General features: G+C 68.6%; 18 protein-coding genes. 11 read left to right on the forward strand and 7 right to left on the reverse strand.

Annotated elements, in window-relative coordinates; all coding sequences use genetic code 11:
• Nucleotides 1-5: 5 nt before the first annotated feature.
• The 5 genes from LGM89_RS19200 to LGM89_RS19220 all read right to left on the reverse strand — a co-directional run bounded on the left by LGM89_RS19200 (nt 6) and on the right by LGM89_RS19220 (nt 4,859).
• A complete protein-coding gene (locus tag LGM89_RS19200) occupies nt 6-1,286 on the reverse strand; it encodes an MFS transporter (protein ID WP_089494927.1) in 1,281 nt (426 codons plus the stop codon).
• A gap of 261 nt (nt 1,287-1,547) precedes the next feature.
• Nucleotides 1,548-2,540 (reverse strand): sugar kinase, encoded by a 993-nt coding sequence (locus LGM89_RS19205; RefSeq protein ID WP_226273671.1) that lies wholly within the window; start codon nt 2,538-2,540, stop codon nt 1,548-1,550.
• Between the two features lie 28 nt (nt 2,541-2,568).
• Nucleotides 2,569-3,333 (reverse strand): sugar phosphate isomerase/epimerase, encoded by a 765-nt coding sequence (locus LGM89_RS19210; protein ID WP_226207651.1) that lies wholly within the window; start codon nt 3,331-3,333, stop codon nt 2,569-2,571.
• A gap of 201 nt (nt 3,334-3,534) precedes the next feature.
• Complete coding sequence (locus LGM89_RS19215; RefSeq protein WP_089494930.1) at nt 3,535-3,855, reverse strand: aminotransferase class V-fold PLP-dependent enzyme; 321 nt, start codon at nt 3,853-3,855, stop codon at nt 3,535-3,537.
• The gene (locus LGM89_RS19220; protein ID WP_226273672.1) at nt 3,852-4,859 is read right to left on the reverse strand and encodes an iron-containing redox enzyme family protein; all 1,008 of its coding nucleotides are present in this window, start codon (nt 4,857-4,859) and stop codon (nt 3,852-3,854) included. Before LGM89_RS19220 ends, LGM89_RS19215 begins: the two co-directional genes overlap by 4 nt.
• Before the next feature lie 350 nt (nt 4,860-5,209).
• On the opposite strand from LGM89_RS19220, the gene LGM89_RS19225 reads away from it, so the two are divergent.
• From LGM89_RS19225 to LGM89_RS19250, 6 genes are all read left to right on the forward strand, one after another.
• Complete coding sequence (locus LGM89_RS19225) at nt 5,210-5,416, forward strand: hypothetical protein (RefSeq protein WP_226207652.1); 207 nt, start codon at nt 5,210-5,212, stop codon at nt 5,414-5,416.
• 144 nt (nt 5,417-5,560) lie between these two features.
• Complete coding sequence (locus tag LGM89_RS19230) at nt 5,561-5,740, forward strand: hypothetical protein (RefSeq protein WP_089494932.1); 180 nt, start codon at nt 5,561-5,563, stop codon at nt 5,738-5,740.
• Between the two features lie 76 nt (nt 5,741-5,816).
• On the forward strand, nt 5,817-6,782 hold the full coding sequence (locus LGM89_RS19235; protein WP_226207653.1) for an iron-containing redox enzyme family protein: 966 nt from the start codon (nt 5,817-5,819) through the stop codon (nt 6,780-6,782).
• 37 nt (nt 6,783-6,819) lie between these two features.
• Nucleotides 6,820-7,788 carry a hypothetical protein gene (locus LGM89_RS19240; RefSeq protein ID WP_226273673.1) on the forward strand — a complete coding sequence of 323 codons (969 nt, stop codon included), beginning with the start codon at nt 6,820-6,822 and terminating at the stop codon, nt 7,786-7,788.
• Nucleotides 7,789-7,796: 8 nt separating this feature from the next.
• Nucleotides 7,797-9,284, forward strand: a complete 1,488-nt coding sequence (locus LGM89_RS19245; protein ID WP_226273674.1) for a hypothetical protein — start codon at nt 7,797-7,799, stop codon at nt 9,282-9,284.
• Nucleotides 9,285-9,321: 37 nt separating this feature from the next.
• Nucleotides 9,322-10,818: a GMC family oxidoreductase gene (locus LGM89_RS19250; RefSeq protein ID WP_226273675.1), complete on the forward strand. Its 1,497-nt coding sequence runs from the start codon at nt 9,322-9,324 to the stop codon at nt 10,816-10,818.
• A gap of 16 nt (nt 10,819-10,834) precedes the next feature.
• Here LGM89_RS19250 and LGM89_RS19255 read toward each other — a convergent pair whose 3' ends face one another.
• Complete coding sequence (locus LGM89_RS19255; protein ID WP_089494937.1) at nt 10,835-11,728, reverse strand: LysR family transcriptional regulator; 894 nt, start codon at nt 11,726-11,728, stop codon at nt 10,835-10,837.
• Between the two features lie 112 nt (nt 11,729-11,840).
• Here LGM89_RS19255 and LGM89_RS19260 point away from each other — a divergent pair, with 112 nt between their 5' ends.
• Nucleotides 11,841-12,908, forward strand: a complete 1,068-nt coding sequence (locus tag LGM89_RS19260) for a YeiH family protein (protein WP_226273676.1) — start codon at nt 11,841-11,843, stop codon at nt 12,906-12,908.
• Between the two features lie 103 nt (nt 12,909-13,011).
• The gene (locus LGM89_RS19265) at nt 13,012-14,745 is read left to right on the forward strand and encodes a ClcB-like voltage-gated chloride channel protein (protein ID WP_208450617.1); all 1,734 of its coding nucleotides are present in this window, start codon (nt 13,012-13,014) and stop codon (nt 14,743-14,745) included.
• Nucleotides 14,746-14,799: 54 nt separating this feature from the next.
• On the opposite strand, the gene LGM89_RS19270 is transcribed toward LGM89_RS19265, so the two are convergent.
• Nucleotides 14,800-15,420 (reverse strand): TetR/AcrR family transcriptional regulator, encoded by a 621-nt coding sequence (locus tag LGM89_RS19270; protein WP_089494940.1) that lies wholly within the window; start codon nt 15,418-15,420, stop codon nt 14,800-14,802.
• Between the two features lie 186 nt (nt 15,421-15,606).
• Between LGM89_RS19270 and LGM89_RS19275 the strand changes: the two genes are divergently transcribed.
• The 3 genes from LGM89_RS19275 to LGM89_RS19285 are packed head-to-tail and all read left to right on the forward strand — an operon-like array spanning nt 15,607 to nt 21,436.
• Nucleotides 15,607-16,716: an efflux RND transporter periplasmic adaptor subunit gene (locus LGM89_RS19275; protein WP_089494941.1), complete on the forward strand. Its 1,110-nt coding sequence runs from the start codon at nt 15,607-15,609 to the stop codon at nt 16,714-16,716.
• Entirely contained in the window at nt 16,713-19,859 is a 3,147-nt protein-coding gene (locus LGM89_RS19280; RefSeq protein WP_226273677.1) for an efflux RND transporter permease subunit, read from the forward strand. Before LGM89_RS19275 ends, LGM89_RS19280 begins: the two co-directional genes overlap by 4 nt.
• Nucleotides 19,860-19,861: 2 nt before the next feature.
• On the forward strand, nt 19,862-21,436 hold the full coding sequence (locus LGM89_RS19285; protein WP_226273678.1) for an efflux transporter outer membrane subunit: 1,575 nt from the start codon (nt 19,862-19,864) through the stop codon (nt 21,434-21,436).
• Nucleotides 21,437-21,491 lie beyond the last annotated feature (55 nt).

Consider the following 21,491-nt stretch of genomic DNA (forward strand, 5'->3'; position numbering starts at 1 on the left):
CGGATTCATTTTCCTTGCAGCGGCGTCGCGAGCGGATGCGTATCGCGCGCCTGGGGTTTGACGGACAGCGTGAGGATCACCGCGGCGACGAGCGCGGCGCTCATAAACGCGTACGACGCGACGGGCGAGCCGGTCGCCCCGTTCAGGTAGCCGACGAAGTACGAGCCGACGAACGAACCGAGCGCGCCCATGCTGTTGATCAGCGCCATCGCGCCGCCGGCGACGTTCTTCGGCAGCAGTTCCGGCACGATCGCGAAGAACGGGCCGTACGGCGCGTACATCGCGGCGCCGGCCACGACCAGCAGCGCATACGAGATCCAGAAGTGCGACGAGCCAAGTGCGTACGATGCGGCGAACGCAGCCGCGCCGATCAGCAGGAACGGCCACACGAAACCGCGGCGGGAGCCGACCTTGTCGGACGCCCACGACGCGGCAATCATCGCGATCGTCGCGGCGAGGTACGGCAGCGCCGACAACCAGCCGGTCGCGACCATCCCGAGGTCGGAGCCGTTCTTGACGATCGACGGCAGCCACAGCACGAAGCCGTACACGCCGATGCTCCAGCAGAAATACTGGGCGCACAGCTTGATCACGGCCGGCGAGCGGAACGCTTCGCCATAGTTGCGCACGGGCTTGATCGTTGCCTGCTCGGCCGCGAGCGCGGCGTCGAGGTCGCGCTTTTCCTGCGCGTTGAGCCACGGCGAATCGGCCGGCTTGTCCTGCACGAGGAACCACCAGCACACGGCCCAGAGCACGGCCGGCACGCCTTCGGCGATGAACATGTGGCGCCAGCCGAATTCGTGCACGAGATAGCCCGACACGATCGACATCCACAGCACGGTGACCGGGTTGCCGAGGATCAGGAACGTGTTCGCGCGCGAGCGTTCGTTCTTCGTGAACCAGTTGCTGATGTAGATCAGCATCGCCGGCATCACGGCCGCCTCGACGACGCCGAGCACGAAGCGGATCGCCATCAGCGACGGGATGTTGCTGACCACGCCTGTGAGCGCCGCGCACGCGCCCCACAGGATCAGGCTGACGAACACGAGCTTCTTCACGCTGCGGCGTTCCGCATAGATCGCGCCGGGAATCTGGAAGAAGAAATAGCCGAGGAAGAACAGCGCACCGATCAGCGACGACAGGCCCTTGCTGATCCCGAGGTCCTGGTTGATGCCGGCCGCGGCCGCGAAGCCGTAGTTCGCGCGGTCGAGGTAGGCGAGGCTGTACGTGATGAAGACGATCGGCATGATCGTCCACCAGCGGCGGGCAGCGAGTGTGTTGGCCATCAGAATGTCTCCTGTGTCGATCCACGTTAGCGCTTTAGCGCTTACGTGGATCCCATGCTTCGCGGTCGATCCACGTTAGCGCTTTAGCGCTTACGTGGATCCCATGCTTCGCGGTCGGCCGAAGTTAGCGCTTTTGCGCTTATTCCGGCCCCACGCTTCGCAGTCGACCAGAACAAACGCTTTAGCGCTTACTCCGGCCCCGTACCTTGCCGTGCGCATGCACGACGAAATGAGTCCGCGGATTGTGCCGTGTCCGGCCTCTCATTGCGCGGTGAAGCTTTCCTCTAAGCGATCGGTGCGATTGCTGACGTTTTCGAATCGATCGAGCGCGGCGCGGGTCGGCAACCCTTCCGAGTCGCCGATCACCTGGATCGCGAGCGCACCGATCCGGTTGCCGCGCGCCACCGCCTGCTCGACCGTCCTGCCCTCCAGCAGCGCGCTGACCACGCCGACCGCGAAGCCGTCGCCGGCGCCGACCGTATCGACGACGTTCTGCACGCGCTCGCCCGCCACGGTTCCGTCACGGCCGTCGGCCATCCGGTAGTACGCGCCTTCCGCACCGAGCTTGATCACGACACCGCGCGCGCCCTGTGCAAGATAGAAGCCCGCGATGTCGGCCGGCGTGTCGTGCCCGGTCAGTTGCCGCCCTTCGGCGATGCCCGGCAACACCCAGTCCGCGAGCGACGCGAGCGCGTTCAGCGTCTTCGCCATCACGTCGGCGGACGGCCACAGCGTCGGGCGCAGGTTCGGGTCGAACGAGATCGTCTTGCCGGCCGCGCGCATTTCGCGCGCGAGCTTGAACGCGAGCTCGCACGACGTCGCGGAGATCGCCGGCGCGACGCCCGTCAGGTGCAGGTGGCGCGCGCCGAGCACGTAGTCGGCCACGTAGTCGTCGCACGACAGGTGGCTCGCGGCCGAGCCCTTGCGGAAATATTCGACGGTCGGGTCGCTGCCGTCGTCGTTGCGCGACTTGAGCTGGAAACCGGTCGGGTAACGCGGATCGACGCTCACGCACGACGCGTCGATGCCCTCGCGCGCCAGCGTGTCGAGCACGTAGCCGCCGAACGAATCGCGGCCGACACGGCTCATCCAGCCGACCCGGAAGCCGAGCCGCGACAGGCCGATCGCGACGTTCAGGTCGGCGCCCGCGACCCGCTTCGTGAACTGCGTCGCGTGCGCGAGATGGCCGGGCTCGGTCGCGACGAACATCGCCATCGCTTCGCCGTAGGTCACGACATCGAGTGCTGCTTTCATGAATGTACTCTCCAGGATCCTTCCGCCGTCACGCCGTGGCGAGCCACGCAACGCGCCGGCATGCATCGCCCGCCAGGTCGGCCGCGTCGAACGGGAACTCGATGCCGCGCGGCGCGTGTTGCGGCAGCACCGCGAGCACGCCGGTCACGAGCGGGTCGTTCGGGGCCGGCGCGGTGGCGAAACGGCGCGCGCCCTCGCCCGCGACTGCCTTGCAGTGAATGTATTCCACATGCGGCGCGAGCACTTGCGCGCAATCAAGCGGCGCTTCGCCCGGCCACTGCCAGTTGCCGATGTCGAACGTCATCCCGAGCGCATCGGGCATGCCCGCCGCGGCCAGTGCGTCGAACAGCCCGCGGAACTGCGCGAGCGCGCCACCGGCCGGAAGCTGACCGTTCTCGACCACCACGCGGGCCCGCGCGCCGCGCGACAGCGCGACGATCTCGGCCGCGTGCGCGTCGCCGGCGAAGCCGCCGAGCTGGAATTTCACGAAGCGCGCGCCGAGCGCGTCGGCTTCCGCGAGCGCGCCGCCCAATGCGTCCGCATCGAGCGCGCCCGCTTCCGTGTACAGGTTGGCCGGCGTCGAATAGACCGACCACAACCCGTGGCTGGCCAGTTGCGCGCCAAGCGCGGCCAGCGCGCCGGGCGCAGTGTCGTCTTCCGACGCGAACAGTTCGCGCCGCACCTCGAAACCGGTCGCACCGGATGCCGCCGCGGTCGCGACGAATGCACGGTGGCCCTCCTGTCGCACCCGGTCCATCCCGAATGCGCTCGCCACGATCACGATGTCTGCCATATTGCCCTTCTATTTCCGGAATGGAACCGGTTCCATTCATTTGAGACGGATGGTGCGCCTCGGGCGGGGTCCGCACCATAGTGGAAATCCCTAGCAGGCTGTTCATCGCGGGACGGCCGGCGCCATCACGCTGCGTGGCCGCCGCGGACTGGATCGACGGATACTCGACCGCGCGCACGATGATCCGCCGGGCCGGTGTAGTCATGGCGAAGGCCCGGCGCGCGCGTTGTCCGACCACGCGAAGCCGGCAAGCGCGAGGTTGTTCGCTTCGGTCGCGCCGCTCGTGAACACGATCCATTCGGGCGTGACGCCGACGCGTGCCGCGACGGCCGCCCGCGCGCCGTCGAGCGCATCGCGCGCGAGCCGCCCCTGCCGGTGCGACGCCGACGGGTTGCCGTACACGCCGCGCCAGTACGGCGCCATCGCATCGATCACTTCCGGCGCGACGGGTGTGCGCGCATTGAAGTCGAGGTCGACGAACCGTTCGCCCGCGCCCCGCCCTGTCGCGTCGGCCCCGCTCATAGCGAGAAGAAGTCGACCTTCAGCCGCGGCACGTAGTTCGACATGTCGGTGTAGTACTGGATCACCTGGTCATGGAACTGATCGAACGCGTGCTTCACGTCGTGCATGTGATTGATCGCGACGTGCGCGGCGTCGGCCGACACGTCGGGCGTGCGCGCGAGCGCCTGCTCCAGCAGGCCCGCATGGCCCGCGCCGACGTCGATGCGCATATGGCGCATCAGGCCGTCGAACACGTCCGCGTCGAGCCCGGCGGCGCGCGCGATCTCGCCCCACGCGCCGCGCGCGCCGGCCTCGTCCTCCGGGCTCGCCTCGATCAGCTTCAGGCAGCACAGGTAACCGAGCGACGACGCGCGGCCGACCTCGCACAGCATGTTCACGAGCGACAGCGTACCGATCACGGGATGCGCGTCGCGGATCTGCTCGCGCGGGATGCCGAGCTTCTCGACCGATGCGGCGATCAGCCCGTGATGCGCGTACTCGTCGGCCAGGTAGCCGCACAGCAGCTCGGCCGTCGCCTGGTCGCGGCAGTGCGCGATCGCCGCGCCGACGTGACGCGGCGCGAGCCGCACGAAGTGGTAGGTCTCGAGCAGCAGCCCGGCGATCAGGTCGCGGCCGGCCTCGCCCCGCTCGAGCATGCCGAACAGCCGGTGATAGCCGATCTGCGCGCGCCACATTCGGGCGCTGCGCTCGACCCGCTCGAGAAAGTCCGCCGCGGCGATCGTGGCGGCCGGCCGTTCGCGGCGCAGCAGGCCGAGTTCTTCCAGTTGCCCGACGATCGTCCGCACGCTGCCGAACGACACGTCCGAGCGCTGCGCGATGTCCTCGAGCGTGTGCCGCCCGTCCAGGTAGCGCTTCATGCGCAGGAACGCGTCGCGCGTGCCCTGCACCTGCTCGAGCTCGAAGCGCTCGTCGCCCACGATCATTGCCAGCCGCTCGCCGGCCAGCGCGACGAGCGTGCAATGCCGCAGCCTCGGCCGCGCGCCGGTTTCCGTCGTCTCGCCCATGTCTTGGTCTCCTGGTTCGCTCGACCACCCGTCGATGCATTTTTCGAAACGATCGACGCATGTGCTGATTCAGGGAAAATAATCGCACATGCCATTAAATCGATCTTGAATCGCGCAAACGTTGTACTAGATTATCTCCAGGATTCCGGTAATTCAAGAAATCCGCAGATGCTTAAAATAACTTTCACTTTTACAAGAAGATAAAACGGGGCTCCATTCCAGCGAATCATTCCACCATATTTGAAGATCGGAGATGCCGCCGCTCCGGTGCCGCCTTGGCCGCGGCATGGCTGCGTGCCGCGCTAATGGCGGCTGGGCGCTTGCGCCCGTTCTCATCGTCGGAGGTTGCTATGAGTGAACCGCTTACTGTCATCGTGCCGCGAGGCACCAAGGTCGCCGTCAAGGAGGTCGACGCGTTGCAGACCGTCGACCCGCGCGCCGGCGCCGATCGCCACGCGCTGATCGTCGGCGGCGCGGATCTCAAGGTCGCGATCGCGAAACAGGCGGACGGCTTGCCGCTTTCGGCACGGGCCGCATTCATGACCATGTGCGGATGAATATCGACCAATTAATCATCCGTACAACGGATGAAAGGAAATAAACCAGACATTCTCATTTCGTTCCGGATTTCTCTGCAAATTCTCCAGCCCGATTATTCGAATCAGGCCGGATGCCCTTTCATTTTTCAAACGGTGATCGATATGGCAAATACTCAGCAGGCAACGGTTCATGAAGTGAAAAACGCCGAACCGGGCAAGAACGTGTTCGACGGCCACAAGGTGGATCTCTACATCAATACGGGCACGCTCGGCGGCAAGCACTACCTTGTCACCGTCAACAAGCCCGATGGCACGCCGACGCTGATCGCGATCCACCTGTAATCGCCGCCGCACCGGTTCAGCTAGTTGCGGGGCGAGCCGCACGCCCGCCCCGCGCGCCCACTTCGGGAGCCTCATCATGGAACGGATCGAATCGCCCGCGCCCCGCCCGCGGCTGGTGGCGCCCGTGGCGCTGCGGCACGTCGACGCGCTGCCCGGCAGCCCGCATGCCGCCGTCGCGCTGGCCCGCACGCTTGACCAGTTCGACGGCCGCCACGATCTCGACGAGATCGCGCGCGACGAGCCCGAGCTGCCGCGCGCGCTGCTCGACGAACTGGTCGGCACGCTCGACGAGGCCGGCCTGATCGACGACGACGCGCCGGTCGCGAGCCGCGCGGGCTCGGAAGTGATCCTCGAGATCGAGGATCTCGTCGAGCAGTACTGCGAGCAGACGCTCTACCGCAATCCGTTCTGGCGCGCGTGCCTCGACACGCGCTCGCCGGGCGACCTGCCCGAACGGCTCGCGATCGGCATGGTGATCGAGAACTGGCACTTCCTGTTCCGCGAAAGCTATTTCGATGCGCCCGTGCTGTCCTACGTGCCGAGCACGCCGGTGCGACTGACGCTCAACCGTTTCTTCTCCGAGGAGTACGGGCACGACGAGATCCTGCTGCGCGCACTGAATTTCGCGGGGCTGAGCCGCGCCGACATGCTCGATGCGATCCCGCTGCCCGAGACGATGGGGCTGTGCAACGCGCTCGCGTACTGGTCGCACAGCGATCCGCTGTTCTTCTTCACGACGCTCGGCCTGCTCGAAGGCCAGGGCATGCAGCACGACAGCTTCATCCAGGCGTGCGAGCGCGCGCAACTGCCCGACGGGCTCGTCGGCCCGCTCAAGACACACGCGAACATCAACCTCAACGCCGCGCACGGCAGCCTGACACGCGCGATCTTCCAGGACGTCCCAGTGCTCGACGCCGCCACCGTCGCGCGCGTGAAGGCCCAGCTGCGGCTGTTCGTCGAGCTCTACGACGACTTCTACACGGCCGTCTGGCATTACTACACTTCCGACGCGCCGCTGCTGCGGCGCGTGTCCGACCTGTGAGGCGACCACCATGGACAGCTCGCTAGCAGCTCCTGCGATGCCGAAATTCCGCGGCATCGTCACCTCGCAGCTCACGGATACCGACGCCGTGCTGTGTGCCGGCGCCCGGCAGTGCACGTTCCGCTTCGCGCCGGACGAGGCGACCGACGTCGCACGCCTGATCGGCGACCTGCACGTGGGCGGCCTGACGCCCGAGGAACTGGCCACGCGCTCGCGCCGCATCGCCGACAAGATTCCGCCTCTGCTCGCCGATTTCAACGCGCTGCGCCTGCTGATCGAATCGGATCCGCGCCGCGCCGCGGTCGCGACGAGCGGCGCGCAGCTGTACCGCGACATCCGCCGGATCGCGGATCGCACCGCCGCGCGCAGCGCGCGCTCGGCATTCCTGCGCGCGCTGGTCGAACAGCGCGCGACACGCCGCCAGCTGATCGGCTATGCCCTCGAGTATTACTGGATCGTGCGCGCGGCGCCGGGGCTGATCGGCCCCGCGCTCGGCTGGGCCGCCAGTACCGCGGAGCGCACGCTGCTGCAGGACTTCCTGAAATCGGAGCTCGGCCACGACCGGTTTCTCGCGGCGGCGCTGAAGGCCGCGGGGCTCGCCGATGCCGAGATCGAGCAGCACCAGCCGCTGCCCGCGACGTTTTCGCTCGCGGCCGCGCTCGGCGTGCACGCGCGCCAGCATCCGCTGTCGTTCAAGGCGAGCCTGTTCCTGTTCGAGCGCGCGCAGCCCGCGTTCATCGACGCGTTCGACGCGCGCTGCGTCGCGCTCGGCCTGCCCGATGGGTTCTACCGGCCGCTGCGCGCACACGCGGACCTGAACGACACGTACCGGCACGAGGACATCTCGCGGCAGTTGATGGCGCTCGACACCGCGATCGATCCCGAAGCCTGCACCGTCACCAAGCGCAACGTCTCGCTGATAGTCGAGACGCTGGTGCGCCAGGAACACACCATCCTCGCCTACTACGCAGACGACAGCGCGCCGCTGCCGCGCATCTTCCACTGAGGGCCGCCATGGAGCTCTGGACATTTCAGCGTTATCAGTCGCCGCGCCTCGTCATCGACGCGATCCACCACGAGCCCGGTTCGGCGCTCGTCAGCATGCGCGCGGGCGCCCACGAATACCGGCTGGCGTTCGACGCGAGCGACGCCGCCGACCAGATCGCGGCGCAGCTCCACGGCCTGACCGACACGGCGTCGCCGCTGTGGTCGACGCTGCTCGACAGCGAACCCGACTCCGGCTGGCACGCGCTCGGCACGTTTCTCGACACGCATTCGCTGATTGGCGAGGCCGTCGATACGGCCGCCGATGCGCTCGCCGCGCAGGCCGCGCGGATCGACTCGTGCATCGCGCAGACGGTCGCCGCGAGCCTGGCCGGGCTCGACTCCGCGCGGCGCGATGCGATCGCGCGCGACGCCGCGACGCTGCGGCTGCACCTCGACCGGCCCGCCTCCGCGCGCACGCTGTTCGACGCGCACGACGATCCGTTCGACGCGCAGGTCGAACCCAACTTCCATCTCGCGCTGCTGCGCATCGAGTTCGCATACTTCCACCGCGCGGCGCCGCTCACGCTGGCAGCCGTCGACCTGATGCTCGACGTGTTTTCCGGCACGCCCCGCGCGAGCGCCGCGCAGGATCCGCGGTTCGACACGGCCGGACTGTACGACGAGCACGATCTGATGTCGCATCTGTGGCTCGTCGCGTCGAGCCTCGTCGCCGCGAGCGGCGACGACGCGCAGCGGCTGCCGTGCGCGGACCTGCCGGCCGTGTCGCTGTCGAGCGGGCTCGAGTTCATGCGCCAGACCGAACTGATCACGCGCGAAACGCTGAACCGCTGGGGCGCGAATCCGTACGTGAGCGCGATCGATGCGCTGCACGGCGACTATTCGCCGCTCGTCGCGGGCCCGTTCATCGAGCAGTACCACGTGACGCGGCGCTTCGTCGAAATCATCGCGCCGCTGCTGAGCATGCGGCTCAGCATCCCGCTGCGCGCGATGATGTTCCGCTACTACGGCGAGGAATACGGCCACGAGGCGCTCGAAAGCACGACCTGCGAGGCGCTCGGCGTCGCGCGCCACCTGCTCCCGCAGATCGTGCCGCTGCCGCTGCACTTCGCGTTCGTCGACACGCTCACGCTGCTCGCCGATGCCGATCCGGTGTCGTCGTTCGCCGCGATCATGGTCGTCGAGGGCATCTTCGGCGAGCCGCCGAAGATGTCGCTGCGCCTGATGGCCGCGGTCAAGGACAACGACGCGTTCCACAGCGTATCCAGCGATCACGAGGAGCTGAACGAATCGCTGAACCACAACAGCATCTCCCGCGACATGTTCGAGCGGATCGCCGCGATCGATCCCGCGCGCCAGGCGATCGCGATGCACCGCATCCTGTTCCTGCTCGAACTGAACCACCGCGCGTGGAGCGGCATCGCCGGCTTCTACGGCGCGCAGTCCACGCTCGCGCTGCACGGCCCGTACGGCCGGCTGCTCGACCCGCGCGGCTGACGGCACCGCGCCGGCTCACACGCACCAGGAGAACCCCATGGACGAACACTACGACTACATCGTCATCGGCTCCGGCTCGGCGGGCAGCATCGTCGCCGCGCGACTCGCCGCCAACCCGTCGATCAAGGTGCTGCTGCTCGAGGCCGGGCCGCTCGCGTCGCATTACCCGCCGATCCGCGACCCGAACCAGATCAACTGCCTGTATCGCATCGACGCGATTCACTGGGGCTACAAGAGCGTGCCCCAGACGCGCATGAACGACCGCGTGATGGACGTCTGGCGCGCGAAGGTGACGGGCGGCTGCACCGCGCACAACGACATGGTCTACGTGCGCGGCGCGCCCGCCGACTTCGACCAGTGGGCGAGCCAGTACGGCTGCGCCGGCTGGCGCTACCAGGACGTCGCGCCGCACTTCGAGCAGGTCGAAAGCATGCTGCAGCCGACCACCACGACGCGCAACGCGTTCGGCGAGGCGTTCGTCAGCGCGAGCGAGCAGCTCGGCCACCGCTACAACCCGAACTACAACGACGGGCGTCCGATGGCCGGCGTGTCGCCGCTGCGCTCGACGATCGACACGCGCTTCCAGCGCGTGACGAGCTACCAGCGCTACGTCGAGCCGCTGCTCGCGCGGCAGTCGAACCTGACGCTGGCCGCCGAATCGCTCGTCGAACGGATCGAGTTCAACGGCACGGGGCGCGCCGCCGCGGTGTTCTACATCCGTGGCGGCACGCGCGTGCGCGCGGCGGCCGACCGGGAAATCCTGCTGTGCGCCGGCGCCATCAACTCGCCGCAGATCCTGATGCGCTCGGGCGTCGGCGACGCCGCGCAGTTGCGGCGGCTCGGCATCCCCGTGCAGGCGGACCTGCCGGGCGTCGGCGCGAACCTGATGGACGCGCTGATCTTCCAGGGCATCTGGACGTCGCGGCAGCCGATCCTCGACCAGCCCGTCAACGAGGGCTACGCGATCGTCTGGGCGAACGCGAATGCCGACGGCCAGCCGGCCAATGCGGCCGAGATGATGCGCGGACGCTATACGTGCGGCCAGTCCGAGCAGGAGCTGCGCGGTTTCTATTCGGTCACGGGCGACATGATGCGGCTGCAGAGCCGGGGCCGCGTCGCGCTGCGCTCGGCCGATCCGGCCACCGCGCCGCTGATCGACATGAACTTCCTGTCGGCGCCGGGCGACTTCGAGCAATGCGTGCAGGGCTTCGAGCTGATGCGCTCGCTCGGCAACGCGCCGGGGCTGTCGGCCTGGCGCGGCGAAGAGCAGACGCCCGGGCCGTCGGTACGCACGCCCGCCGAGATCCGCAACTGGATCCTGAGCCATGCGGGCTCGCTCAGCCACCCGGTCGGCACGTGCCGGATGGGCACCGGCAACGACGCGGTGGTCGATCCGCAATTGCGCGTGCGCGGGGTCGAGGGGCTGCGGGTCATCGACGTGTCGATCATGCCGCGCATCACGTCCGGGCACACGCAGGGACCGGCGCTGATGATCGGCGAGAAAGGCGCCGCGCTGGTGCTCGCATACGCGTGACGGCGCGCGCGGCCCGTCACGCGGGCGTCTGCGCGAGGCTCATCGCGAGGAACTGCGCGGCGAGCCGCGACGGCGCGCCGCCATGCGGCACGAGGATCGAGAAGTGCCGCGTGAGCGGCTCGGGCGCGAGCGATCGCATCGCGAGCGCGGCATCGTCGTGACGCAGCGACATCGCCGATACGAACCCGACGCCCATCCCGGCCCGCACGGCTTCCTTCACGGCCTCGACGCCCGCGATCTCGAACGCGACGCGCATCGGCGCCGCGCCTTGCGCGAACGCGCGCTCGACGAGCTGCCGCACGGCGGAACCTGCCTCGCGCAGCACGAGCGGATGGGCCGCCAGCGCGTCGAGCGTGACCCCCGACGCGTATTCGGGCGCCGCCAGCGGATGCCCGGTCGGCACGATCGCCACGATCTCGTCCTCTCGCCACGCGTGCACCGCGGTGCCCGGCGGCAGCGCCTCGCCGGGCGGCCCTTCGATCATCGCGATATCGAGCGACGGCAGCGCCGCGACCACGTCGGCCGTGTTGCCGCTCATCGTCTGGATCGCCACGCGCGGCGCGCGCGGCTGGAACGCCGCGATCAGGTACGGCAGCAGGTAACTCGCGGGCGTCGTGCTCGCGCCGATGCGCAACGTGCCGGCCTCGAGGCCGCGTACCGCGTCACGAAACGCACGCGCCTGCGCAAACGTGTCGCGCTGCGCCTTCGCGTACTGCGCGAGCTGTTCGCCGACGGGGGTCAGGCGGATGCCGCGGCCGTCGCGCTGGTACAGCGGCTCGCCGAATTCGTCCTGTAGCAGCCGCAACTGGCCCGACACGGCCGGCTGCGACAGATGCAGCGCCACGGCGGCGTGGCTGATGTTCAGGTGCTCGGCGACGGCGGCGAACGTTATCAGTTGATCCGGGGTCATGGGGATAAATTATCGGCTTTCCGGATAGTTTACGTCACAAATCACAATTTTTCATATCGATATAACGAAATTAGGATTACACCATCGCCACACGCTCCATCACGGTGCTTCCATGTCCACTGCTCCGAGTCCCCATCTCAGCCCCGCCGCGCCGTCGATGCGCGGCCAGTTGAACGGCGTGCTGTTCGTCGCGCTGTTCGCCGCCGCCGTCACGAGCCTGTCCCAGCTTCCCGCGATCGCGGGGCTCGGCCTGTCGCCGCTGATCGTCGGCATCGTTGCAGGCGCGTTGTACGGCAACGCGCTGCGCGACGGCATGCCGGCCAGCTGGGCGGCCGGCGTCAATTTCTCCGCGCGCAAGCTGCTGCGCATCGCGGTCGCGTTCTTCGGGTTGCGCGTGAGCCTGCAGGAAGTCGCGCAGGTCGGGCTGCCGGGCCTGACGGTGTCGGTGCTGGTCGTCGTCAGCACGCTCGTGATCGGCACCTGGGCCGGCATCAAGATCATGAAGCTCGACCGCGATTCGGCCCTGCTGACCGCCGCCGGCAGCGCGATCTGCGGCGCGGCCGCCGTGCTCGCGTTCGAATCGACGCTGCAGTCGAAGCCGCACCAGAGCGCGATGGCCGTGGGCAGCGTCGTGCTGTTCGGCACGCTGTCGATGTTCCTGTACCCGATCGCGTATCACGCCGGGCTGCTGAACCTCGATCCGGCCGGCCTCGGCCTGTTCTTCGGCGGCACGATCCACGAGGTCGCGCAGGTGGTCGGCGCAGCAAGCGACATCAGCCCGCAGGTCGCGCACATCGCGACGATCGTCAAGATGACCCGCGTGATGCTGCTCGTGCCGGTGCTGCTGGTGCTCGGCGGGTGGCTGGCCCGCTCGGCACGTGCGACCGCCGGCGGCGCGCAAGGCAAGCGCAAGGTGGCCGTGCCCTGGTTCGCGCTCGGTTTCCTCGGTTTCGTGATCGTCAATTCGCTGAACGTGCTGCCCACCGACGTCACCCACACGCTGAACGTGCTCGACACCTTCGCGCTGACGATGGCCATGACCGCGCTCGGCATCGAAACCCGCGTCGCGCAGATCCGCGCAGCCGGCCCCCGGGCGCTGATGACCGGCCTGATCCTGTACGTGTGGCTGATCGCCGGCGGCTACGGGATCACCTGGGCCGTTCAGCACTGGCTTGGCTGAGTTGCCCGCCCGTGACACTTCGCGCGCCGCGCCCGACGGGAGGATCCCGCGGGCGCGGCGCAGTGCTATGCTTCGCGTCGTTTTCCATCGCCCTCTTTCAGCCGTGCTCTCGTTCCTGCTGAAGCTGCGCACTCGCGCCCAAACGCTGTTCCGCCTGTCGGACGCCCATACGATGCTGATCTGGTCGGCCATCGTCGGCGTCGGCGGCGCCTTTGCCACGATGGCGTTCCGCGAAGGCATCGACCTGATGCAGCACCTGATCTCCGGGCAAAGCGGCAGCTTCGTGCAGATGGCCAAGCGCCTGCCGTGGTACGTGCGGTTCTGGATGCCGGCCGCGGGCGGCTTCCTCGCCGGCTGCGTACTGCTGCTCGCGACCCGCGGCGCCAAGCAGGCCGCCAAGACCGACTACATGGAATCGGTCGCGCTCGGCAACGGCATCGTGCCGGTCCGCCAGAGCCTGTGGCGCAGCGTGTCGTCGCTGCTGACGATCGGCAGCGGCGGCTCGATCGGCCGCGAAGGCCCGATGGTGCAGCTCGCGGCGCTCGCCGCGTCGCTGGTCGGCCGCTTCGTGCACTTCGACCCGCCGCGCCTGCGCCTGCTGGTCGCCTGCGGGGCGGCCGCCGGCATCACGTCCGCGTACAACGCGCCGATCGCCGGCGCCTTCTTCGTGTCGGAGATCGTGCTCGGCGGCATCGCGATGGAAAGTCTCGGGCCGATGATCGTCTCGTCGGTCGTCGCGAACATCGTGATGCGCGAATTCGCCGGCTACCGGCCGCCGTACGAGATGCCGGTGTTTCCGGCCGTCACCGGCCCGGAAGTGCTGCTGTTCGTCGTGCTCGGCGCGCTGTGCGGCGTGCTCGCGCCACAGTTCCTGCACCTGCTCGATGCGTCGAAGAACCAGTTCAAGCGGCTGCCCGTGCCGCTGCCCGTGCGGCTCGCGCTCGGCGGCCTCGTCGTCGGCGTGATCTCGGTCTGGGTGCCGGACGTGTGGGGCAACGGCTACAGCGTGGTGAACCTCATCCTCCACTCGCCGTGGACCTGGCAGGCACTCGTCGCGGTGCTCGTGTTCAAGGTGATCGCGACCTCCGCCACCGTCGGCTCCGGCGCGATCGGCGGGGTGTTCACGCCGACGCTGTTCGTCGGCGCGGTGTTCGGCTCGCTGTTCGGGCTCGCGATGCAAGCGGTGTGGCCCGGCCATACGTCGGCGTACTTCGCGTACGCGATCGTCGGGATGGGCGCGTTCCTGACGGGCGCCACGCAGGCGCCGCTGATGGCGATCCTGATGATCTTCGAGATGACGCTCAGCTACCAGGTCGTGCTGCCGCTGCTGGTGTCCTGCGTATTCGCGTACTTCGTCGCGCGCGCGACCGGCACGACGTCGATGTACGAGATCACGCTGCACCACCACCAGGATGCCGAGGAACGCAGCCGGATCCGCACCACGCAGATGCGCGAACTGATCCAGCCCGCGCAGACGGTCGTGCCGCTCACCGCGAGCGTCGCCGACATGACGCGCGTGTTCCTCGAATATCCGGTGAAGTATCTGTACGTGACCGACGACGCCGGGCGCTTTCGCGGCGCGGTCGCGCTGAAGGACATCACGTCGGACCTGCTCGACAAGCGCGACACGGCCGACAAGACGGCCGCGCACTATGTGCACACGCCGTTTCCGCTGCTCACGCCCGACATGCCACTCGCCACCGCGCTCGAACGCTTCATGGCGTTCCAGGGCGAACGCCTGCCGGTGATCGAAAGCGAAGCCGAGCCGACGCTCGCCGGGGTCGTCTACAAGACGTCGCTGCTCGATGCGTACCGGCGAATGACCGGCGAACGCTGACCGGCCGGTTCGCCGCCGGCAGCGTGACGAAGGGGGTTCGAGGCCGGGGCCCGCTCAGTCCGGCGCGCGCCCGAGCACCACGCGCGCGAAGAATCCCGCCAGCACCGACTCGGCCACCTCGGCCGACACGTGCTGCGGATCGGCCGAGTAGTACGACTGCACGCCATCGCACAGGCACATCAGCCCGAACGCCAGCGTCTCCGCTGGCAGCAGCAGCGGCGTGCCCGCGCGTTCGGAGAAGCGCCGGATGAACTCCGCCATCTGCAGGCGCTTGCCATGCAGGAACTGGTTGAAGCGCACGCGGAATTTCGCGTCGCGCGCGGCCTGCAGCTTCGCCTCGCCCCACAGCAGCGAATATTCGTCGTCCTGAAACAGCGTCCGGTAATACGCGAGCGACATCGACTCCATCTGCTCGCGCGTTCCGCCCCCGTCGAAGATCGCCTGGAAATCGGCCTGCACCTCCGCGTGATCGCGCTCCAGCAATGCCAGCAACAGGTCGGACTTGCTGCGGAAATTCGAGTAGAACGCGCCGCGCGTATAGCCGGCCGCGGCCGCGATGTCTTCGACGCTCGCGGCGACAAAGCCTTTCTTCAGAAAAATACGGTGTGCGGCAATCAGCAGACGTTCGCGCGTCTGGTCCCTGCTCTGCTCGCGAGTTAAGCGCTGAGGTTTCATGGCGCGCAGTCTAGCACCCTTTCCCTTACGGATTCATCTTTGCATTCAGATACAGGTGTGTATTAGAATTCGCCACAGTTTCTGAAAGATGGTGTCCGCACGCCCGTGCCGGCGCCGCTCGGGGCAAGCGCCCGCCGCGCTTGCCGGCTTCGTTCCGCTCTCGCTCTCACCTCATCTGGGGGTTTCGTGAATCGCTCCGGTTCCCGCGTCGCGCTGCTGGTCGGCGCCGCGCTCGTCGTCGCCGCCTGTCATCCGAAAGAATCCGCGTCGCCCGCCCCGCGCCCCGTCGTCGCGCTGCCCGCCCATGCCGACGACGCTGCCGTCGCACGCACGCTCCCCGGCGAGATCCAGCCGCGCTACGCCACCCCGCTGTCGTTCCGCATCGCCGGCAAGATCATCGAGCGCAAGGTGCGCCTCGGCGATACGGTCAAGGTCGGCCAGGTCGTCGCGCTGCTCGATCCGTCCGACGTCGAGAAGAATGCCGCGAGCGCGCAGGCGCAACTCGATGCCGCGACGCACAGCCTCGCGTTCGCGAAGCAGCAGCTCGACCGCGATCGCGCGCAGGCGCGCGAGAACCTGATCGCGACCGCGCAGCTCGAGCAGACCGAGAACAGCTACACGTCGGCGCTCGCGCAGCGCGAGCAGGCGCAGCAGCAGCTCGCGCTCGCGAAGAACCAGCTCCGCTACGCGACGCTCGTCGCCGATCACGCGGGCTATATCACCGCCGAACAGGCCGACACCGGCCAGAACGTGTCGGCCGGCCAGGCCGTCTACCAGCTCGCGTGGTCCGGCGACGTCGACGTCGTCAGCGACGTGCCCGAGGCCGCGCTTGCATCGCTCACGCCGGGCCACGCGGCCACCGTCACGCTGCCGTCGCTGCCGGGCCGCCCGTTCGCCGCGAAAGTGCGCGAAATCGCACCGGCCGCCGATCCGCAAAGCCGCACGTATCGCGTGAAGCTCACGCTCGCCGCGCCCGACCCGGCGATTCGGCTCGGGATGACGGCCAGCGTCGCGTTCGACGGCGCACCGGCCGCCGGCGACGCGCAGTCGATCACGCTGCCCGCGACCGCGCTGTTCCACGACGGCCCGCAACCGGCCGTGTGGGTCGTGCGCACGAAGGACGACACGCTCGAGCTGCGCCGCGTCGACGTCGCGCGCTTCAACGAGCGCACGGTAACGGTGTCGCACGGGCTGCAGCCCGGCGAGCGCGTCGTGCTGCAGGGTGTGCATACGGTCAGCGCGGGCGAGAAGGTCCGCGCGATCGCGCCGCTGCATCCGGAGGACTTCGCATCGTGAGCGTTTCCTACGAAGAAGGCCGCTTCAACCTGTCGGCGTGGGCGCTGCGCCACCAGGCGCTGGTCGTCTACCTGATCGCGCTCGCGACGCTCGCGGGCATGCTTGCCTACACCCGCCTCGCGCAATCCGAAGACCCGCCGTTCACGTTCCGCGTGATGGTGATCCGCACGTTCTGGCCCGGCGCGACCGCGCGGCAGGTGCAGGAACAGGTCACCGACCGGATCGGCCGCAAGCTGCAGGAAACGCCGGCCATCGACTTCCTGCGCAGCTATTCGCGCCCCGGCGAATCGCTGATCTTCTTCACGATGAAGGATTCGGCGCCGGTAAAGGACGTGCCGGAAACCTGGTACCAGATCCGCAAGAAGGTCGGCGACATCGGCTATACGCTGCCGCCCGGCGTGCAGGGCCCGTTCTTCAACGACGAATTCGGCGACGTCTACACCAACATCTGGACGCTCGAAGGCGACGGCTTCACGCCCGCGCAGCTCCACGATTACGCCGACCAGTTGCGCACCGTGCTGCTGCGCGTGCCGGGCGTCGGCAAGGTCGACTATTTCGGCGACCCCGACCAGCGGATCTTCATCGAGGTCGACAACGCACAGCTCACGCGCCTCGGCATCTCGCCGCAGCAGCTCGGGCAGGCGATCAACGCGCAGAACGACATCTCGTCGGCCGGCACGCTGACGACCGCCGACGATCGCGTGTTCGTGCGGCCGAGCGGCCAGTTCGACAACGTCGACGCGATCGCCGACACGCTGATCCGCATCAACGGCCGCACGTTCCGGCTCGGCGATCTCGCGACGGTGAAACGCGGCTACGACGATCCGGCCGTCACGCAGATGCGCGCGGGCGGCAAGGCGGTGCTCGGCATCGGCGTCACGATGCAGCCGGGCGGCGACGTGATCCGGCTCGGCAAGGCGCTCGACGCCGAATCGAAGGACCTGCAGGCGCAACTGCCGGCCGGCCTCAAGCTGACGCTGGTATCGAGCATGCCGCATGCGGTCGCGCATTCGGTCGACGACTTCCTCGAAGCCGTCGCCGAAGCCGTCGCGATCGTGCTGGTCGTGAGCCTCGTGTCGCTCGGCCTGCGCACCGGGATGGTGGTCGTGATCTCGATTCCGGTCGTGCTCGCGGTCACCGCCCTCTTCATGTACCTGTTCGACATCGGGCTGCACAAGGTGTCGCTCGGCACGCTCGTGCTCGCGCTCGGGCTGCTGGTCGACGACGCGATCATCGCGGTCGAGATGATGGCCGTGAAGCTCGAACAGGGCTACACCCGTGCCCGCGCCGCCGCGTTCGCCTATACGAGCACCGCGTTCCCGATGCTGACGGGCACGCTCGTCACCGTGTCGGGTTTCCTGCCGATCGCGCTCGCGAAATCGAGCACCGGCGAATACACGCGCTCGATCTTCGAGGTGTCGGCGATCGCCCTGATCGCATCGTGGTTCGCGGCGGTCGTGCTGATCCCGCTGCTCGGCTTCCACCTGCTGCCCGAGCGCAAGCGGCAGGCACATGAAGCGCACCTGCCCGACGACCACGAGCACGACATCTACGACACGCGCTTCTACCGGCGGCTGCGCGGCTGGATCGACTGGTGCATCGAACGGCGCTTCGTCGTGCTGCTGATCACGGGTGCGCTCTTCGTCGTCGCGCTGATGGGCTTCACGCTCGTGCCGCAGCAGTTCTTCCCGAGCTCCGACCGCCCCGAGCTGCTGGTCGACCTGCGGCTGCCCGAAGGCGCGTCGTTCGCGGCGACGCTGCGCGAGACCGAACGGCTCGAGAAAGCGATCGACAAGCGCCCCGAGATCGATCATTCGGTGAACTTCGTCGGCAGCGGCGCGCCGCGCTTCTACCTGCCGCTCGACCAGCAGCTTCAGCTGCCGAACTTCGCGCAGTTCGTGATCACCGCGAAATCGGTGAAGGACCGCGAGAAGCTCGCGACCTGGCTCGAAACCACGTTGCGCGAGCAGTTCCCGGCCGTGCGTTCGCGGCTGTCGCGGCTCGAGAACGGCCCGCCGGTCGGCTATCCGGTGCAGTTCCGCGTGAGCGGCGACAGCATCGCGACGGTGCGCTCGATCGCCGAGAAGGTCGCGGCGACGATGCGCGGCGACGCACGCACGGTCAACGTGCAGTTCGACTGGGACGAGCCGGCCGAGCGCTCGGTGCGCTTCGAGATCGACCAGAAGAAGGCGCGCGAGCTGAACGTCACGTCGCAGGACGTGTCGAGCTTCCTCGCGATGACGCTGTCCGGCACGACCGTCACGCAGTACCGCGAGCGCGACAAGCTGATCGCGGTCGACCTGCGCGCGCCGCGGGCGGATCGCGTCGATCCGGGCAAGCTCGCCGGCCTCGCGCTGCCGACCCCGAACGGCCCCGTGCCGCTCGGCTCGCTCGGCCGCTTCAAGCCGACGCTCGAATACGGCGTCGTGTGGGAACGCGACCGCCAGCCGACCATCACCGTGCAGTCGGACGTGCGCGCCGGCGCGCAGGGCATCGACGTCACCCATGCGGTCGACGCGAAGCTGAACACGTTGCGCGCGCAACTGCCGGTCGGCTATCAGATCAACATCGGCGGCTCGGTCGAGGAAAGCGCGAAGGCGCAGAAGTCGATCAACGCGCAGATGCCGCTGATGGCGATCGCCGTGTTCACGCTGCTGATGATCCAGCTGCAGAGCTTCTCGCGCGTGCTCATGGTCGTGCTGACCGCGCCGCTCGGGCTGATCGGCGTGGTCGCGACGCTGCTGCTGTTCGGCCAGCCGTTCGGCTTCGTCGCGATGCTCGGCGTGATCGCGATGTTCGGGATCATCATGCGCAACTCGGTGATCCTCGTCGACCAGATCGAGCAGGACATCGCAGCCGGCCACGGCCGCGTCGACGCGATCATCGGCGCAACCGTGCGGCGCTTCCGCCCGATCACGCTGACGGCCGCGGCCGCCGTGCTCGCGCTGATCCCGCTGCTGCGCTCGAACTTCTTCGGGCCGATGGCGACCGCGCTGATGGGCGGCATCACGAGCGCGACCGTGCTGACGCTGTTCTACCTGCCCGCGCTGTATGCGACGTGGTTCCGCGTGAAGCACGACGAACGCGACCCGCAGGACGGCCCGCCGCCTGGCGGCACGCCTGCCGCGCCGTCGGGAGCCTGACCATGGATCGATCGATGAACCTGAAAACCCAAGCCGTGCGGGCACTTGCGGTGGCGAGCCTCGCCGGCCCGCTCGCGGGCTGCGCGTGGTTCGCGCCGAGCGGCGAGCCGCCCGCGATGCCGTCGCCCGCGCACTACGGCGCCACGCCGCAAGTGCAGCAGACCGTGTCCGCGCAAGGCGTCACGCAGCAGTTCGAGGTCGGCGCGAAGCCGGTGCCCGACTGGTGGAAGCAGTACCGCTCCGACGCGCTGAACGCGCTCGTCGACGAAGGGCTGCGCAACAGCCCGACGTTGAGCGCGGCATCCCACTCGCTCGATGCCGCGCGCGAACAGTTGCGCGCACAGATCGGCAGCTCGATGCTGCCGTCGATCGACGCGGGCGGCCAGGCCACACGCCAGCGTGCGCTCGGCGTGCCGATTCCCGCGCTCGGAGCGCCGACGCTGCTGTACGACACGTTCGTCGGGCAGCTGCAGGCGAGCTACACGATCGACCTGTTCGGCGCGTCGCGTTTCGCGAACCGCGCGCTGGCGCGCCGCGTCGACGTCAGCGCGTTCCAGCTCGACTCCGCACGACGCGCGCTGGCCGCGAACATCGTCACCGCATCGATCACGGTGTCGGTGCTGAATGCGCAGATCAATACGACCGAGCGGCTCGTCGCGCTCGCCAACGACCAGGCGCACGATGCCGAACGCCGTTACGCGCTTGGTTCCGCCTCGCGCAGCGACGCGCTGAACGCGCGGCAAAGCGCCGAAACGTTCGCGGCGAGCCTGCCCGCGCTGCGCCAGCAGCGCGACTCGGCACGCCACGCGCTCGCGGTGCTGGTCGGCCGCACGCCTGACCAGCCGCCAGCCGATCTGACGCTCGCCGATCTGCACCTGCCCGAGCAGGTGCCCGTCGTCGTGCCGTCGGACTTGCTGCAAAGCCGCCCGGACATCCAGGCGGCCGACGCGGGGCTGAAGGCGGCCGCGGCCGAAGTGGGCCTCGCGACCGCGCAGATGTTCCCGCAGCTGTCGCTGTCGGCCGCGATGGGCAAAGGCGGCTTCAGCTGGCCGACGATGCTGTCGGGCGCCGGCGCGATCTGGAACGTCGGCGCGTCGCTGAGCCAGCCGATCTTCCATGGCGGCGCGCTGCTCGCGCAGCGCCGTGCGGCGAAGGCGACCTACGAGGCCGCCGTCGACCAGTACAAGCAGGCCGTGCTCGGCGCATTCCAGAACGTCGCCGATTCGCTCGCCGCGCTCGAGCACGATGCGGAGGCGCTCGACGCGTCGTCCCGTGCCGCGCTGTCCGCGCGCGGCGCGTACGACGACGCGGCGGCCCGCGTGCGGCTCGGCGCGCTGCCGCCGTCGGCCGCGCGCGCCAGCGAGCTGCAGTATCGCAACGCACGGCTCGACGAGATCCGCGCGACCGGCGCGCGGTTCGCGGATACCGCGCGGCTTTACCAGGCGATGGGCACGCCACCGGTCGACAAGACTGACAAGGCCGACCAGTCGGGCAAGACCGACAAGTCGGCCGACGCTTCCGCCACCGGCCAGCCAGCGCGCACCGCCGGCGCCGACACCCCGCCTTCGCCGCAATAGGCCGGCCCTGCCATCGGGTGCGCGGAATTCCCCCGCGCACCCGATTCCCGATCTT

The organism is Burkholderia sp. AU31624, assembly GCF_020420065.1.
Classification (GTDB): domain Bacteria; phylum Pseudomonadota; class Gammaproteobacteria; order Burkholderiales; family Burkholderiaceae; genus Burkholderia.

Excerpts from the sequence above, each read along its gene's own strand:
- LGM89_RS19200 (WP_089494927.1), bottom strand. The coding sequence starts at position 1,286 with ATGGCCAACACACTCGCTGCCCGCCGCTGGTGGACGATCATGCCGATC.
- LGM89_RS19205 (WP_226273671.1), bottom strand. The coding sequence starts at position 2,540 with ATGAAAGCAGCACTCGATGTCGTGACCTACGGCGAAGCGATGGCGATG.
- LGM89_RS19210 (WP_226207651.1), bottom strand. The coding sequence starts at position 3,333 with ATGGCAGACATCGTGATCGTGGCGAGCGCATTCGGGATGGACCGGGTG.
- LGM89_RS19215 (WP_089494930.1), bottom strand. The coding sequence starts at position 3,855 with ATGAGCGGGGCCGACGCGACAGGGCGGGGCGCGGGCGAACGGTTCGTC.
- LGM89_RS19220 (WP_226273672.1), bottom strand. The coding sequence starts at position 4,859 with ATGGGCGAGACGACGGAAACCGGCGCGCGGCCGAGGCTGCGGCATTGC.
- LGM89_RS19225 (WP_226207652.1), top strand. The coding sequence starts at position 5,210 with ATGAGTGAACCGCTTACTGTCATCGTGCCGCGAGGCACCAAGGTCGCC.
- LGM89_RS19230 (WP_089494932.1), top strand. The coding sequence starts at position 5,561 with ATGGCAAATACTCAGCAGGCAACGGTTCATGAAGTGAAAAACGCCGAA.
- LGM89_RS19235 (WP_226207653.1), top strand. The coding sequence starts at position 5,817 with ATGGAACGGATCGAATCGCCCGCGCCCCGCCCGCGGCTGGTGGCGCCC.
- LGM89_RS19240 (WP_226273673.1), top strand. The coding sequence starts at position 6,820 with ATGCCGAAATTCCGCGGCATCGTCACCTCGCAGCTCACGGATACCGAC.
- LGM89_RS19245 (WP_226273674.1), top strand. The coding sequence starts at position 7,797 with ATGGAGCTCTGGACATTTCAGCGTTATCAGTCGCCGCGCCTCGTCATC.
- LGM89_RS19250 (WP_226273675.1), top strand. The coding sequence starts at position 9,322 with ATGGACGAACACTACGACTACATCGTCATCGGCTCCGGCTCGGCGGGC.
- LGM89_RS19255 (WP_089494937.1), bottom strand. The coding sequence starts at position 11,728 with ATGACCCCGGATCAACTGATAACGTTCGCCGCCGTCGCCGAGCACCTG.
- LGM89_RS19260 (WP_226273676.1), top strand. The coding sequence starts at position 11,841 with ATGTCCACTGCTCCGAGTCCCCATCTCAGCCCCGCCGCGCCGTCGATG.
- LGM89_RS19270 (WP_089494940.1), bottom strand. The coding sequence starts at position 15,420 with ATGAAACCTCAGCGCTTAACTCGCGAGCAGAGCAGGGACCAGACGCGC.
- LGM89_RS19285 (WP_226273678.1), top strand. The coding sequence starts at position 19,862 with ATGGATCGATCGATGAACCTGAAAACCCAAGCCGTGCGGGCACTTGCG.